Below are 13,431 nucleotides of genomic sequence, written 5' to 3'. Positions count from 1 at the left end.
TTTTAATACTCCTCACTAAACATTTGCTTCAAGATTCCTTCAAGATGCTGCTGCCAATATTTCCAAGTATGCTCACCGTCAAACTCAACATAATGATAGGCCTGTAACTTCCCATCAAGCTGAGCATTCAGTTCCCTGTTTGGTGTGAGAAAATCAGATACCTTGCCATCAGTTGTGTGTACACTCGTTTCTTCCAGACCGATCGAGTGATATACTTCTATTTCTTTCAAATGTGCTGTATCCTTTACCCGTTCCATGACAGTAGAATTAACAAATGGTGATTGCATAATGACTTTTCCTATTGTACTTGGATACATTGTTGCTATCATAAAGGCCAATGTCCCAGCAAGCGAATCACCCATCAAAGCACGTTCTATCGGCATAATACTTAACGCATCCTCTACTTTTGGCACAACTTCTCTGATAAAAAAAGTAATATATGCTTCCTGTTTTTCCCCATCTGGATGGTATTTTTTCATCCGATCGAACTTGTCATTATAATGAATGCCAACAAAAATCGTCGGTTCTATCTCCATTTCCGTATGTAACCTGTCACTTAATGTGGCAATCCTCCCCATTCGGAAATAATCATCCCCATCCTGCATATAACAGATCCGGTAATCCCTCATCGGAGTAAATCCTTCAGGCAGATACCATTTCACCGTAATCTCTTCATCCAGATAATCACTGTTAATGACGAAATCACCCATTTTCCCCTTACGACCCATCAAACAAACCTCCCACTAACAATACTCATAGCACTATCTTAACATTTTCTCCAATAACCATGCATGAAAACAGACCGCAAGCACATCATAAAAACAAAAAGGATGTGAAGCCAATGTTTTGGAAAAAAGTGTGTGCAATGATGTTGACAGTGCTTGTAGTCCTTACCGTCAGTGCTTCTGGCTTAGGATTAGCAGCAGAAGCTGCCAGACAGACAGCAACGGTTACCGAGCATCTATATAAAGATAATGAAAATTTAAAGTATCCGCAAGTGAGTGATATGGAAAATATAAAGCTGCAAGAGAAGATTAACCGTGATTTTGATAAGTATATTAAAGAAGCATACAAAGCAGCAAAGGATGTCCAGAAGCAGGCTGAGAAATACGGCTTTGAAGGTGAATTTCTCACCACATATGAAGTGAAGTATAATAAACAACCTCGCTTAAGTATTTTAACAAGTGATTATATGTTTAGCGGCGGAGCCCATGGCAATACGGTTGTACAGTCATTTAATTATGATGCAGAAGAGGGGAAGCGGGTTTATTTAACCGATGTTTTAACAACAGAAGAGCAAATAAAGAAGGTTCAGAATTATGTATGGGAATATGCGATCGAACGGCCGGATATTTTCTATCCTGATCTGAAGAAAGAGGATATTCAATTAACGAAGGATACCGCCTTTTATTTTTCTGATGACGGAATTGTGTTAGTGTTTCAGCAATATGAAATTGCGCCATATGTTTCCGGTAATCAGGAAATTAGCATACCAAAAGAAATATACGAAAAAGCCTGATCCTCTTGACCAGGCTTTTTCTTTACTTTATCACAGATGCAAAGCATCCTGATAAGTTTTGTTATTTTGCAAATACATGATTGCCGATTTTAATGGTTACTTGTCTGTTTGTAATCCATTTGTTTACAGCTGTATCTGGATTATAGAAGAAAATTGAGCCTTGTCCCTGGCCGCGAAAAGCAATGGCTTCATTAACTGCTCTCATTGATTCTGCATCTGCAGGCTGATTTATGGCACCATCTTTCACAGGGCTGAAGGCATAATAAGCACCATTCTCATATGTTTCGTAAATAACTCCTGCAACAGAATTCGGGAAGTCTTTATGATCCACACGATTTAAAATGACAGTAGCTACTGCCACTTTCCCCGCATATGGCTCACCTTTTGCCTCCGCATGAACAAGCTTTGCCATCAGCTGTTTATCAGATGCGGAAACAGCATGAGGAATTAATAAATTTTCTCCTGGGTAAATAATGGAACTGGAACGGTTATTCGCGTTTTGCAAACTCAAAACTGATACACCGTTTTGACGGGCAATTTTCCATAAGGAATCCCCGCTTTTTACTGTGTAAGCATTTGAAATGGTTGGCATCACGAAAAAGCAAGCGGATGCAATTACGGTAAGCATTGTAATACGAAAATTTTTAGACATGTGTTGTTCCCTCCTATGTATGAATCTACTATCTGATATCTAGATTAGCAGTTGTAACATAATCTATCAGCAGGTTGTATTTACCAATAGAGAGAATGCTAGATAGATGAAGGGAATGTATTTTTTTCCTGTAGAGTATTCAAGTTAATTTTATGGATTTTGAAGGAGAAATTTCCTCTATTATGACAATTGTTAACTTGTTGTAAATAAAGAAATTGATAAATTATACGCTCTTTCCGGATAACATAACTTCGCTAAACCAACTAAATACTAAATCGCTTTAAGTGAAAGGGAAGAAAAGAACAGGAATATGTCAGGTATGGCATGGAAAATTATAGAATTAATTATGCGAGATGATTGATATTGTTTGGAAGCGGGTATGGAATAATAGAACAATATTTAAGGAGGTTGATGACAAGATGGCAAAAGAAATTATTGGTGGAGTATTTCGAAAGGAAGCAGACGCAGTTAGCGCAGTAAAAGAATTACAAACACTTGGATACGGTCATGACCACTTAACGATCAGTGCGAAAGATAAAGATGAGGTAAAAGATATTAAAGACCGGACAGGTGCAGACGTGAAAGCTGACAGCAGCGAAAGAGGTAAAAACGCTGGCAAAGGCCTGGGAATTGGTGCAGGAACAGGCGGTGTTCTTGGTGGTTTAGCAGCATTAGTTGCTGAAGCAGGTTTGTTTGCAATTCCGGGAATTGGACCAGCTGTAGCAGCAGGACCACTTGCAGCAACGATTACTGGGCTTGTTGGCGGTGGACTCGTTGGTGCACTAGTTGGTGCAGGAATTCCGAAAGAACATGCGAAAGAATATGAACAGTATCTTAAAGATGGATATATTCTTGTACTTGTAGAAACAACAGGAAATCAAAACGATGTTTATAGAACATTTACTAACAACAGAACTGAAAACACACACTTATATCCAAATGATGTAGTTATGGAGAGACGTAAAAATGGCGGAGTAACTGAAACACGTGGCCGTAATGCGGCAGTTGATAGAAACATTGATTCACGTGAACCTGATATGGCAGTTTTTGAAGACAAAGACGATGTTAACAATAATAAGCGCAGAGGCTGGTAATAGAAAGAACAAAGAAGCCCCGTTTCTTTTATAGATGCGGGGCTTTTTTTATGGTTCAGTTGGTAATAGCCTGTTGAACAATAAGGCACGGAAGATTCCTTGCCTAAGCCAGAAGATAAATAAACTTCTGCTTTTCTCATTAAAAAATTGATTGACAGAACAGTAGTTTGTTATTATATTAATAATTATCAATAACAAAATATTGCATCGTGATTCCGTAGCTCAGCTGGGAGAGCGCCACCTTGACAGGGTGGAGGTCGCTGGTTCGAGACCAGTCGGAATCATAAGCTTCAACCATTGATACATAGCGATTCTTGATTAATTTCGAGAGTCGCTATTTTTTTGTGAAAAGAAAAAATGCCGACATTTAGCCGACCAATTCTTCATACATATTCAATTTTAACCATTTTTGTTCTTTCTATTTAGGGCATCATCTAATTTTTGAGAAGCAATTTCATCCGCCTGTCGGAGAGCATGCGCATAGATATTCATGGTCGTTTTTATATTAGCGTGTCCTAGTCGTTCTGCCATGATTTTAGCATGAACACCATCATTGATTAATAAAGTTGCCGACGTGTGTCTCAAAGCATGAATTTTGATATATTTTAAATCATGCCGTTTAATAAAACGTTCCCACCAATTCTTTAATGATTCTGGATTAAATGGTTTGCCGTTCATGTCGGCAAGAATAAAGTTATGTTTTCCGTCTCTCCATAATTCTTTAGCAGCAAGTCTTTCTTTTTTGCGCTGTAATTCTAACTTCTTGACTTCGGCTAATAATGCTTCGGAAATAACCACATCACGTTGTTTTGCAGACTGGCTGCCTTTTTTAATATCATATACCTGGTATCCATCTACTTTGGTATAGGTCAATGCTTGTCTAATATGGACCAATTTCTTTTCGTGATCAAAATGCTTAAACTCTAACCCAAATAATTCAGATCGCCTCATACCAGTAGTTATGGCCAGCTTAACAATGATCTGCCAATGTGGTACTTTGGTTTCTTTCTCTAAACATTCCAATAGGTGGATTACCTCATCAATCTCATATACCTCTAACTGTTTATGTTCTACTTTTGGTTTCTTCACGTGTTTTACAGGATTATCTTTGATTAGTTGGATCTCTTGAGCAAAGTTAAATACATTATTTAAAATACGATAATGATAAAAGATCGTGCTACTGGACAACTTTTTCTTCTTATTTTCTTCTTGCCTTTTTTCGTCCTTATATTTGTCTCTTCTCATGCCTTCATCTTCTAAATTGTGAAGGAAATCAATAATATGTTTAGGCTTGATCTGATCCATACGCAAAAATTGAAATGCTGGTAGAATGCGAGTTTCTAAATACAATACATAATTTTCTAATGTGGTGCTGGCTAATCTCTTTCGGCCACACTTAGGCAGCCATTCTTTATTGATAAAGTCCACAAAATTCATTTTCTCTGGCTCATAATACGCATCATCTGTAACTTCGGCCACGAACTTTGTTAAAGCTTTTTGTGCATCTCGAGGACCTTTGGCTTTGATCGTTCTGTATTGTTTGTGTCGTTTCTTTTTACTTGTCTTCGGATCCACATATGATCCTAAGTCTACTTCCAGCTGCCACTTTCCATTACCTCTATCTCTCATGTGTCCTTTTGCCATGTTGATTCCCCCTATCAAAAAAGCGCACGGAATGTGCGCTATATTGTTATTGAACTGCAGTGGACTCCCCATTGTCTGTAACCTCGGCTACAAATTTACTTAAGGCTTTTTCTGCTTCCCGTATTCCTTTTGCCTGAATTAGTTTGTATTTTTTATGGCGTTTCTGTTCATCAGTCTTCAGATCTACATATGATCCGAAATCTACTTCTAATTGCCATTTGTCATTTCCTCTATATCTCACATATCCTTTCACCATAATAAAATCCTCCTATTAACAAAGCGCAACAATGTGCGCTTATAATGCTTCTAATGCCTCTTTATATTTGTTGTATTCTTCCTCTGGTAGGTCTCCATTAATCTGGACTAATATATTTTTGTGCGCAATAGTCCATGAGAAAAACATCGCGCTTTCTCTCCCTAGATCGTCATAATATGCTTTCATTTCTTCTAAATCGTCTTGATTACTATATGAGAGAATTCTTCCACCAGCACCCTCTCCAATAGAAGGAGTTAAGAATCTTTTTGCTTCATCATCTTTCATTGGAGCCATACCGTAATCATCTTTTGTCATTTCTGTTGCATTTTCAGCTTCTAATCCAGCATCTTGAAAAGCTGTAATAACTTCCTCAACAGTAATGGTATCATTACCACTAGTGCTATCATTATCACATGCTACTAATATACTTAAAATCAATACCGAAAATATCATAAGAAATTTATTCATTTACGTCACCTCATTAAATAGTTTATTAATACTTATAAATCAAGGGTAATAGGGTATTTAACTCCTTTGAATTTATTTTCAAAAGTAGATTTATCGTACTTTTCAATAACTTTCTCGGCTTTGTCTTGAACTTTATCTTCAATATCCATTACATTATCAGCATTTATTGCATCTAATAAAAGCTGATAGCATACTTTTTCATTAAAGTAGTGAAAAGGCAATTCTTCTTTGGTTATTTCCCAAGCATATTCGAATAATTCTTCAATATTATCATCAACTTCTTTTAACATGTCTATTATAGGATTCACTATACCAGGAGCTAGAAATAATGAACTGGGTGGTTCCAGGTATTCTTGGTTGCCTAATCCACTCAAGTCATTAATGAAAACTCTAATATAATTCGTTATGGATTGATGATAATTTTCATCATCTCTTAGTTGCTCTGCTATACTGAGGATATCGTTTCTCATCAATCCAAAGTTCTTTTCTCTTCTATTTTTTTCATATGAATCGTTATTAAGTTTCCATGAAATCTGTGAGTTTGTAGGGATTTCACCCTCTTTTAATTGACTTATAAATCCAATTGAATTAGCAACGTTGTAAGCGCCTTTACCCCTCTTGTGAGCATTAATGATAAAGTTATATTGTTCTATAATTCTATTTCCTTGCTCTGTACATTTATAGAAGAAATCTTTAATTAAAGGCTCCAACTCATTTATATTGAAGTTTTCTTCAATTCTTTTGATAAGATCATCTTTTCTTCCAGATACTTTCAGATCTTTTGATTTTAATATATCTTTTAATTCAGTTACTTTAATTGATGGAAGAGTTTCAAATGGCGTAGATTCTTTAATTAAATTTTGTTCTAAAAGTCTCAGCTTTGATTTATCTGGATTTATTCCATACTGGTATGAAAAATATTTCGGGAAGCTGATGTTTGCAGTTGCACCATCAATCCAATTTAGAAGTATAATTTCTCCAGGTAATAAACCATTATCTAATTTTTCTAAGTATATAGGGTTTGTATCCATTTCTTCTCTTGCATTATTCATTTCTAAATTCGCATCCGATTTTATATTATCATTATTAGTAAGTTTTTCTGGATGAAAAGTATTGTTCGTCTGAATTGATTTTTGATTATTGCTTACTTTACGTTTAAAGAATAAATCCAGAAACTTCACATGTCTCAACTCCCATTTAATTTAATTTTTCTACATCAATAACCTCATTAATATCAACAATTCTAATATATAACTTTGTGACATCCTCCTTTACTAATCCACTATTGTTTATTCTTTGCTCAATCCTATTTAAGTTAATACCTATCTGATCCGGATATTCTTCACTTACAACTAAATCACTAAGCAGTACGGTTGCACTTAGCTCATTACAATGGAAGTTAGTAATATCATCGGTTTCATAACTATTAATAGGTATATATATAACACTGCTTGTCCATTTAAATTGTTCCATAACTAACCATATAGGGGATCTTTGATTATCTACATAATCGCAATATAATTTCATCTTATTCATTATCGCACCCTTTTTAATTGGCTATATAATTGTTTCATAATGACCTTTGTTTCATGTGACCAATTACTTGGATCATTACTTTTTTTATAATTATTTTGTTGTCTGATAAATTCATTGTCTATGTTGGTTTGTAGGATTCTTCGGTTGATTTGCTCCACTCTCTTTTTAGCAAGTGCTTCAGTAACATTAAATGTAGTTGCTAAAAGGTGAGTACACTGTGTTTTATCTTGGGGTAATTCTAGCTGTTCAATCATAAAGAAAGGCATGGCTGCATATAGAACAAATTGATTAGCTTGGTTTTCTTGGAGATACCGAAAACTACTTACAGACTTCACTTGATCTCCATGATGCCTTAAAGGATGGCATAGCTCATGAAAAAATAATTCTCGTATTTCGGTTTCTGGTTTTTCTGGATTTAAGAAAATCATTATTTTCCTTTCATTCCATAAGACATTTTCTTTGGCACCGGGCAAATATTCAACTTTCACATTCAATTTTCTTGAGATATTTTCTATTGTTAAATCGCCGGGTGAGGAAAGATTATTGTCTAAGTAGAGCTGTTCTAACCAGATTTCTAAATCTGTTTTTTTGTAGCCAGTAAACATATTAACCCCCCAAGTTGTAGAATGTATGTTTGTATAAGGTTTATAAAAAAGAGCCAAAAAGGCTTCTTTATTATTCTTCTTCATTTAACTTACGAAACAATCTTAACTGCTCTTCTAAATATTCTTTCTCTTTATCAGTGATGTTGTCAAAGTCGTGGAAAGCTCTATTGATAGTCTCTTCTCTCTCACCAACAGGATTATCTGTTCTCCCTAATAAATAATCAATTGTTACATCATATATCTGCGATATTTTCTCAAGGGTTTTAAAATCTGGTTCCCTTGATCCAGTTTCATATTTCGCTATCGTTGAATATGATACCCCTAATTTAGAGGCTAGGTCGTCTCTACTATGCTTATGCTTTTTACGCAATGTAGATAAACGTTTATTAAAACTCATATAATATTCCCCCAAATAGGATTGGATACTATTATTTTACACTAATTGTCCAATAATAAAATATTTTTGGACAAAACGGGCAATAAAGTATTGACTTTGGACAAAATGTCCTGTATATTACTAATTAACAAGACAAATCGTCCAGAAGGAGGTGGGAAAATGCGCCACAACCTAAGAAACATCAGAATTAAAAAAGGATATAAGGATGTTGAAAAACTTGCAAGAAAGATTGGTATATCAGCATCTTATTACTACAAAATTGAACAAGGAAAACGTGCGCCTGGTATTAACTTAGCAAAAAGAATTGCAGATATTTTGGAACACACAGTAGACGAACTTTTTTTTAATCGAAACTTGGACGAATCGTCCAATGAAAGGCGAGCAATTTAATTTAAGGAGGTAATCAAATGAATCAATTAAAAGTATTTGAAAATGATTTATTTAGAGTTTCAGCAAAGTTAGAAAATGGTCAAGCGTTATTCGATGCCGAACAAGTCGCTAGATCATTAGGGTTTATTCAAACGAAAAACCATAAGCAATATATTCGTTGGGAAACAGTTAACAGATATTTAGAAAAATATCTTTCCCAACATCTTGGGAAAGGTGATTTTATACCAGAACCACTTGTTTACAAACTAGCTTTCAAAGCTTCTAACGAACTAGCAGAAAAGTTTCAAGATTGGTTAGCTATCGAAGTAATACCATCAATCCGAAAAACTGGTTCATATCAAATGGAACAACCTAAATCGCAAGCTGAACTAATGCTTATGTATGCTGATCAATTTGTGAAACAAGAACGAGAAATAAAAGAATTGAATAACAAAATCGATAATGTTTCAAACATCATTTCTCTTAGTAACGTTGACTGGCGAAAGAAAACAAATGTGATCTTGAGAAAAATCGCTGACAAATGGTCTGGTGTCGAACCGTATCGCAGTGTAAAAAATCTAGCGTATGAACGATTTGAACAGCGTGCAGCTTGCAAGTTGAATTTAAGATTAGAAAACCGAAAAAAGAATGCTGTCACTCAAGGAATGACAAAAAGTTATGTAGCAAAGATCAATAAGTTAGATGTCATCGCAGAAGAAAAGCGATTGATTGAAATCTACATCCAAGTTGTTAAAGAAATGGCTATCCAATTCAGAGTCGATATTAAAGATTTCAAATTCGAAGAGGTGATGTAATTGAAAACCCCACACATGACAACAAAAGAAACTGCTGAATATATTGGAGTCCATCCAGACACACTTCGCAAGTATGTACATCAAGAAAACTTACCAGTATTACGATTTCCCGGGCGCAGGAAATGGATGTTCAGAAAAGATTTAGTTGATCAATGGGTAGAGAAACGATCTCAACCAGAAATCTACATCAATGGGCAGTTGGAAAAAGAAACAGTACACCAAGAATACGGAAAAATAAGAGTTTTACAGCCTTAACCGTATTCTTGGTGGGGCGCAATTAAACTATAGCAAATAGATAGAAATAAAGATAGATGATGTGATAATACATCACGCAACGTGACGATACAGCACAAAGGAGGGTAGAAGGTGGAATTTGAAATTAGGGATCTTCTTAAAGAAATGAGATTAAAAGCTAAATTAACACAGAAAGAACTTGCCATGAAAATGGGGATGGATCGCACGACTGTTTCAAAATTTGAAACAGGGACATATACGATTGCTGCTGCAGATTTATTCCGATGGGTAAAAACGACAGATGGACAAGATCAGTTAATAAATTTTATGTATAGCACTCAGATTATTACTGACGCAATTACAAGTGTACCTGGTTTAGTAGGCTTACTATCACCAGTTTTAAGATTAATAGCTTAGGAGGGATTAAAAATATGCAGCAGAAAAAAGATGGTAAGTACCTTAATCATGCATTTGTTGTTTTAGCACTAGCCGGATATTTTTACATGATTATATCGTTTTTAAACCAATAAAAAAGCACCTATTGCAGTAGGCGCTTCAACAATGTAATTATCTAACTTCATTATATCACAGACACAGGCTAAACGCTAGCCTTGTCTTAGTGCATACGAACGGATTCCTCCTACCAACATACAAGGTTTAGCCAGCCTTAAACGTTCGTATGTACTAAGATGCAGCTAGCATCAGAAAGGAGCGAGAAATTGAAAGAATATGTTGATTTAGACGAGTGGTTACAGCTGATGAAACTAGCAAGAGATAAGGGTGTAACCATAGAGCAAGTAAAACAATTTATCGAGGGAGGACAAGCTGATGATTGTCAAAGCAAGCGTATGGAGTAAAGCAGATAGTTTTAAAAAGATTGATTTATTGTTTGATGCTTGCAATTTAAAATACCTTCGTTATCACGTGCTTCGGAGAGAAAGAATGGAGGAATCACAACATGCGTAATCATCCAGTAATTGAACGAATGGAACAACATGGTTTTTTAACAGAACAGCAGCATTTTGGAAATGATGCAAATGGTAATGAGGTGTTTGTTGGTGATGTGATATTTGAATTTAACGAAGAATTTTGGTTGGAAGATCAGCTGGGGTATGGAGAGGTACAAATTTTAAAAACAATCGGTGCAGAAAGAAAATTAGCGCAATAAAAAATGCGCCTAAACAGACGCAAGGAACTTCTTACATGAGATTAGTTAATTATAACATGAAGTTCCTTGTAGAACAAGGAGGTTAATAATAATGGCTAAGAGCACAGTCGATATGTCACATCAAGAATGGCTTCAAGAACGAACAAAAGGGATTGGTGGTAGTGATGCGGCAACAGTCCTTGGATTAAACAAATATAAAACACCATTTGAATTGTTTCTTGAGAAAACTGGACAATCATTAGTTGACGATGAACAGGCAGAAGCAGCTTATTTCGGAAATCAATTAGAAGATTTGGTTGCAAAAGAATTTGAGATTAGAAGTGGTAAGAAGGTCAGAAAACACAACTTTATGATGCAACACCAAAAACACCAATTTATTATGGCTAACATAGATCGAAAAGTAGTAGGTGAAGATGCATTACTAGAATGCAAGACTGCCAGTGCCTATCTAGCAAAGGATTGGGAAGGTGACGAGATACCGGATTCTTACTTAGTCCAGGTACAACATTATCTTGGTGTAACAGGATATAAAAAGGCGTATATAGCTGTCTTAATTGGCGGTCAGCGCTTTGTGTGGAAAGAAATCGAACGTGATGATGAATTAATCAAAATGATATTTGATGCAGAGATTCACTTCTGGACAGAGCATGTTAAAAAGAATGTTGCTCCACCACTAGATGGGTCGAGTGCTGCAGAAGAATATTTGAAAAAGCGCTATGAAGAATCAGAAGAAGGTAAAACGATTGATCTTGCATTTGATTATGCGAACAAAATCAACCACCTTAACGAATTGAATTCATCTATTAAAGAACTAACTGAACAGAAGAAGCAAATCGAAAATGAGTTGAAGTATGAATTGAAGGAAGCTGAAACAGGAATCGTGAAAAACTACCAAGTGAACTGGAAACCTATTAAACAACAAAGAGTGGATTCTAAAAAGTTAAAGGAGCACTTCCCAGAAGTGTATCAGAAGGTTGCGAAAGAAATATCATTCAGGAAATTTAACGTAAAGGAGATGGCTTAATTTGGCTACTAATAGCACTCTTAAAAATCAGATATCTAATAAAAACAATAGTGGTAATCAAGTAGGGAATGCACAGGGCACCACAATGAAGGGGTTGCTTAGCTCACCGGCTGTAATGAAACGCTTTGAAGAAGTTTTAGGTAAACGAGCAAATCAATTCACTGCATCTATTCTTAGCTTATATAACAGTGAAAAGATGCTGCAGAAATCAGAGCCTATGAGCGTCATTTCAAGTGCAATGATTGCTGCAACTTTGGATTTACCTGTAGATAAAAATCTTGGTTATGCATGGATCGTTCCATATGGTGGTAAAGCGCAATTTCAACTTGGTTACAAAGGATACATCCAGCTAGCATTACGGACAGGCCAATATCGGAATATTAATGTCATCGAGGTATATGAAGGTGAGTTAAAGAAGTGGAACAGGCTTACTGAAGAAATTGAGTTGGACTTTGAAGATAGAAAATCAGACAAAGTTATTGGTTACACAGGTTATTTCGAACTAATTAACGGATTTAGAAAAACTGTTTATTGGTCAAAAGAAGAAGTCGAGAAGCATAAAAAACGATTTAGTAAGTCAGATTTTGGCTGGAAAAATGATTGGGATGCAATGGCTAAAAAGACCGTTATAAGAAACATGTTAAACAAATGGGGTATTTTATCGATTGATATGCAAAAAGCTGTCATAAATGACGAGAACGATGTTTTAGAATCCGATAATGTTGATGTAGACGAATCAGACATTATAGATGGAGAGTTTAGTGAAGTGGACGAAGAACAAACAGAAGGTGAAGGGGCATAATGCTCCTTCTGTAATGAAGATAAACAGCAGTAATTAAGAAAATGGAGGTATAACGAATGGGTGATGTTAAATGGATAAAGCTAAGCACTCAAATGTTTGAAGATGAAAAAATAAGACTTATTGAAAAGATGCCGGAAGCCGACACCATTCTAATTATTTGGGTTAAGTTGCTATCGCAAGCAGGGAAGGTTAATGCGAGTGGTTATATCTATTTATCGGAGAGCATTCCTTATACCGATGAAATGCTTGCAACAGTATTTGATAGACCGATTGGGGTCGTAAGAATGGCATTAGATATCTTCCGGAAGTTCGGCATGATCGAGATAGATGAAAACCACTTTATAGCGATAAGTAAGTGGGAGAAATATCAAAATATTGAAGGGCTAGAAAGGATTCGAGAGCAGACCAGACAAAGGGTTGCCAAACATCGTGAACGTAAGAAGTTAGGCACTAACACAGAAAGTAACGATACTGTAACGTTACGTAACGCAACAGAAGAAGAACTAGAACTAGAAGAAGAACTAGATAAAGAAAAAGAAATAAATAAAGATCCTGTTCGTGATCTGTACGATCACTATTTATCTTTCGATATTGTCTCTCATAAGAAATTAACTAAATCTATGAGATCTGCTGCTAATGCCAGATTAAAAGATTATTCATTCGATGATTTGAAAAAAGCTATTGAGAATTATGCTCATGTATTCAAGAGTGACAGCCATTGGTTCAAGCAAAGATATACTTTTGCAGATTTAATGAGAGATAAAGATGTCCGGAAATTCGTTGATGAAGCAGATCCGGTAAATAACTTCAAAAAAGATAAGGGGAATGGTAACAATGCAATCTATGGC

General features: G+C 35.6%; 21 protein-coding genes and 1 tRNA gene. 13 read left to right on the top strand and 9 right to left on the bottom strand.

Annotated features, from left to right (window positions below):
- Positions 1 to 2 precede the first annotated feature (2 nt).
- Positions 3 to 728 (bottom strand): alpha/beta hydrolase, encoded by a 726-nt coding sequence (locus tag F9U64_RS01410; protein WP_153400987.1) that lies wholly within the window; start codon positions 726 to 728, stop codon positions 3 to 5.
- Positions 729 to 841: 113 nt separating this feature from the next.
- Here F9U64_RS01410 and F9U64_RS01405 point away from each other — a divergent pair, with 113 nt between their 5' ends.
- A complete protein-coding gene (locus tag F9U64_RS01405; RefSeq protein WP_153400986.1) occupies positions 842 to 1,519 on the top strand; it encodes a DUF3298 and DUF4163 domain-containing protein in 678 nt (225 codons plus the stop codon).
- Between the two features lie 61 nt (positions 1,520 to 1,580).
- Here F9U64_RS01405 and F9U64_RS01400 read toward each other — a convergent pair whose 3' ends face one another.
- Complete coding sequence (locus F9U64_RS01400; RefSeq protein ID WP_228275569.1) at positions 1,581 to 2,147, bottom strand: cell wall hydrolase; 567 nt, start codon at positions 2,145 to 2,147, stop codon at positions 1,581 to 1,583.
- A gap of 443 nt (positions 2,148 to 2,590) precedes the next feature.
- Between F9U64_RS01400 and F9U64_RS01395 the strand changes: the two genes are divergently transcribed.
- Complete coding sequence (locus F9U64_RS01395) at positions 2,591 to 3,265, top strand: general stress protein (RefSeq protein ID WP_153400984.1); 675 nt, start codon at positions 2,591 to 2,593, stop codon at positions 3,263 to 3,265.
- A gap of 211 nt (positions 3,266 to 3,476) precedes the next feature.
- A tRNA-Val gene (locus F9U64_RS01390) sits at positions 3,477 to 3,549 on the top strand.
- 115 nt (positions 3,550 to 3,664) lie between these two features.
- On the opposite strand, the gene F9U64_RS01385 is transcribed toward F9U64_RS01390, so the two are convergent.
- From F9U64_RS01385 to F9U64_RS01355, 7 genes are all read right to left on the bottom strand, one after another.
- Positions 3,665 to 4,909 (bottom strand): site-specific integrase, encoded by a 1,245-nt coding sequence (locus F9U64_RS01385; protein ID WP_194287246.1) that lies wholly within the window; start codon positions 4,907 to 4,909, stop codon positions 3,665 to 3,667.
- 46 nt (positions 4,910 to 4,955) lie between these two features.
- On the bottom strand, positions 4,956 to 5,165 hold the full coding sequence (locus tag F9U64_RS01380) for a hypothetical protein (protein WP_153400982.1): 210 nt from the start codon (positions 5,163 to 5,165) through the stop codon (positions 4,956 to 4,958).
- A gap of 39 nt (positions 5,166 to 5,204) precedes the next feature.
- Complete coding sequence (locus F9U64_RS01375; RefSeq protein ID WP_153400981.1) at positions 5,205 to 5,633, bottom strand: stress protein; 429 nt, start codon at positions 5,631 to 5,633, stop codon at positions 5,205 to 5,207.
- Between the two features lie 32 nt (positions 5,634 to 5,665).
- Positions 5,666 to 6,814: an SAP domain-containing protein gene (locus tag F9U64_RS01370; protein ID WP_153400980.1), complete on the bottom strand. Its 1,149-nt coding sequence runs from the start codon at positions 6,812 to 6,814 to the stop codon at positions 5,666 to 5,668.
- A 16-nt stretch (positions 6,815 to 6,830) separates the two neighbouring features.
- Positions 6,831 to 7,169, bottom strand: a complete 339-nt coding sequence (locus F9U64_RS01365) for a hypothetical protein (RefSeq protein WP_153400979.1) — start codon at positions 7,167 to 7,169, stop codon at positions 6,831 to 6,833.
- On the bottom strand, positions 7,169 to 7,774 hold the full coding sequence (locus F9U64_RS01360) for an ImmA/IrrE family metallo-endopeptidase (RefSeq protein WP_194287245.1): 606 nt from the start codon (positions 7,772 to 7,774) through the stop codon (positions 7,169 to 7,171). Before F9U64_RS01360 ends, F9U64_RS01365 begins: the two co-directional genes overlap by 1 nt.
- A 70-nt stretch (positions 7,775 to 7,844) precedes the next feature.
- Positions 7,845 to 8,171, bottom strand: coding sequence for a helix-turn-helix domain-containing protein (locus F9U64_RS01355; RefSeq protein ID WP_153400977.1), 327 nt, complete (start codon positions 8,169 to 8,171; stop codon positions 7,845 to 7,847).
- A 159-nt stretch (positions 8,172 to 8,330) separates the two neighbouring features.
- Between F9U64_RS01355 and F9U64_RS01350 the strand changes: the two genes are divergently transcribed.
- The 10 genes from F9U64_RS01350 to F9U64_RS01305 all read left to right on the top strand — a co-directional run.
- Positions 8,331 to 8,561, top strand: coding sequence for a helix-turn-helix transcriptional regulator (locus F9U64_RS01350; RefSeq protein WP_153400976.1), 231 nt, complete (start codon positions 8,331 to 8,333; stop codon positions 8,559 to 8,561).
- Positions 8,562 to 8,578: 17 nt separating this feature from the next.
- Positions 8,579 to 9,355, top strand: a complete 777-nt coding sequence (locus F9U64_RS01345; protein ID WP_153400975.1) for a BRO-N domain-containing protein — start codon at positions 8,579 to 8,581, stop codon at positions 9,353 to 9,355.
- A complete protein-coding gene (locus tag F9U64_RS01340; protein WP_153400974.1) occupies positions 9,356 to 9,610 on the top strand; it encodes a helix-turn-helix domain-containing protein in 255 nt (84 codons plus the stop codon). It begins immediately after the preceding gene.
- Between the two features lie 111 nt (positions 9,611 to 9,721).
- Positions 9,722 to 10,006, top strand: coding sequence for a helix-turn-helix domain-containing protein (locus tag F9U64_RS01335; RefSeq protein ID WP_153400973.1), 285 nt, complete (start codon positions 9,722 to 9,724; stop codon positions 10,004 to 10,006).
- A gap of 272 nt (positions 10,007 to 10,278) precedes the next feature.
- Positions 10,279 to 10,446, top strand: coding sequence for a DNA-binding anti-repressor SinI (sinI, locus tag F9U64_RS01330; RefSeq protein ID WP_228275543.1), 168 nt, complete (start codon positions 10,279 to 10,281; stop codon positions 10,444 to 10,446).
- Complete coding sequence (locus F9U64_RS01325) at positions 10,418 to 10,555, top strand: hypothetical protein (protein ID WP_153400972.1); 138 nt, start codon at positions 10,418 to 10,420, stop codon at positions 10,553 to 10,555. The genes sinI and F9U64_RS01325 overlap by 29 nt, the downstream gene beginning before the upstream one ends.
- A complete protein-coding gene (locus F9U64_RS01320; RefSeq protein WP_153400971.1) occupies positions 10,548 to 10,757 on the top strand; it encodes a hypothetical protein in 210 nt (69 codons plus the stop codon). The genes F9U64_RS01325 and F9U64_RS01320 overlap by 8 nt, the downstream gene beginning before the upstream one ends.
- 91 nt (positions 10,758 to 10,848) lie before the next feature.
- Positions 10,849 to 11,781: a YqaJ viral recombinase family nuclease gene (locus tag F9U64_RS01315; protein ID WP_153400970.1), complete on the top strand. Its 933-nt coding sequence runs from the start codon at positions 10,849 to 10,851 to the stop codon at positions 11,779 to 11,781.
- 1 nt (position 11,782) lies between these two features.
- Entirely contained in the window at positions 11,783 to 12,583 is an 801-nt protein-coding gene (locus tag F9U64_RS01310) for a recombinase RecT (protein WP_153400969.1), read from the top strand.
- 56 nt (positions 12,584 to 12,639) lie between these two features.
- A partial coding sequence (locus F9U64_RS01305) for a phage replisome organizer N-terminal domain-containing protein (protein WP_153401408.1) occupies positions 12,640 to 13,431 on the top strand: 792 nt, incomplete at its 3' end.

This window comes from Gracilibacillus oryzae, from assembly GCF_009498735.1.
Taxonomy (GTDB): Bacteria; Bacillota; Bacilli; order Bacillales; family Amphibacillaceae; genus Gracilibacillus; species Gracilibacillus oryzae.
Note: the sequence above shows the minus strand (reverse complement) of the source record. Positions and strands in the feature narration are given on the sequence as shown.

Excerpts from the sequence above, each read along its gene's own strand:
- F9U64_RS01320 (WP_153400971.1), top strand. The coding sequence starts at position 10,548 with ATGCGTAATCATCCAGTAATTGAACGAATGGAACAACATGGTTTTTTA.
- sinI (WP_228275543.1), top strand. The coding sequence starts at position 10,279 with ATGCAGCTAGCATCAGAAAGGAGCGAGAAATTGAAAGAATATGTTGAT.
- F9U64_RS01395 (WP_153400984.1), top strand. The coding sequence starts at position 2,591 with ATGGCAAAAGAAATTATTGGTGGAGTATTTCGAAAGGAAGCAGACGCA.
- F9U64_RS01355 (WP_153400977.1), bottom strand. The coding sequence starts at position 8,171 with ATGAGTTTTAATAAACGTTTATCTACATTGCGTAAAAAGCATAAGCAT.
- F9U64_RS01380 (WP_153400982.1), bottom strand. The coding sequence starts at position 5,165 with ATGGTGAAAGGATATGTGAGATATAGAGGAAATGACAAATGGCAATTA.
- F9U64_RS01400 (WP_228275569.1), bottom strand. The coding sequence starts at position 2,147 with ATGCTTACCGTAATTGCATCCGCTTGCTTTTTCGTGATGCCAACCATT.
- F9U64_RS01410 (WP_153400987.1), bottom strand. The coding sequence starts at position 728 with ATGGGTCGTAAGGGGAAAATGGGTGATTTCGTCATTAACAGTGATTAT.
- F9U64_RS01365 (WP_153400979.1), bottom strand. The coding sequence starts at position 7,169 with ATGAATAAGATGAAATTATATTGCGATTATGTAGATAATCAAAGATCC.
- F9U64_RS01405 (WP_153400986.1), top strand. The coding sequence starts at position 842 with ATGTTTTGGAAAAAAGTGTGTGCAATGATGTTGACAGTGCTTGTAGTC.
- F9U64_RS01360 (WP_194287245.1), bottom strand. The coding sequence starts at position 7,774 with ATGTTTACTGGCTACAAAAAAACAGATTTAGAAATCTGGTTAGAACAG.
- F9U64_RS01325 (WP_153400972.1), top strand. The coding sequence starts at position 10,418 with ATGATTGTCAAAGCAAGCGTATGGAGTAAAGCAGATAGTTTTAAAAAG.
- F9U64_RS01350 (WP_153400976.1), top strand. The coding sequence starts at position 8,331 with ATGCGCCACAACCTAAGAAACATCAGAATTAAAAAAGGATATAAGGAT.
- F9U64_RS01385 (WP_194287246.1), bottom strand. The coding sequence starts at position 4,909 with ATGGCAAAAGGACACATGAGAGATAGAGGTAATGGAAAGTGGCAGCTG.
- F9U64_RS01345 (WP_153400975.1), top strand. The coding sequence starts at position 8,579 with ATGAATCAATTAAAAGTATTTGAAAATGATTTATTTAGAGTTTCAGCA.
- F9U64_RS01375 (WP_153400981.1), bottom strand. The coding sequence starts at position 5,633 with ATGAATAAATTTCTTATGATATTTTCGGTATTGATTTTAAGTATATTA.
- F9U64_RS01315 (WP_153400970.1), top strand. The coding sequence starts at position 10,849 with ATGGCTAAGAGCACAGTCGATATGTCACATCAAGAATGGCTTCAAGAA.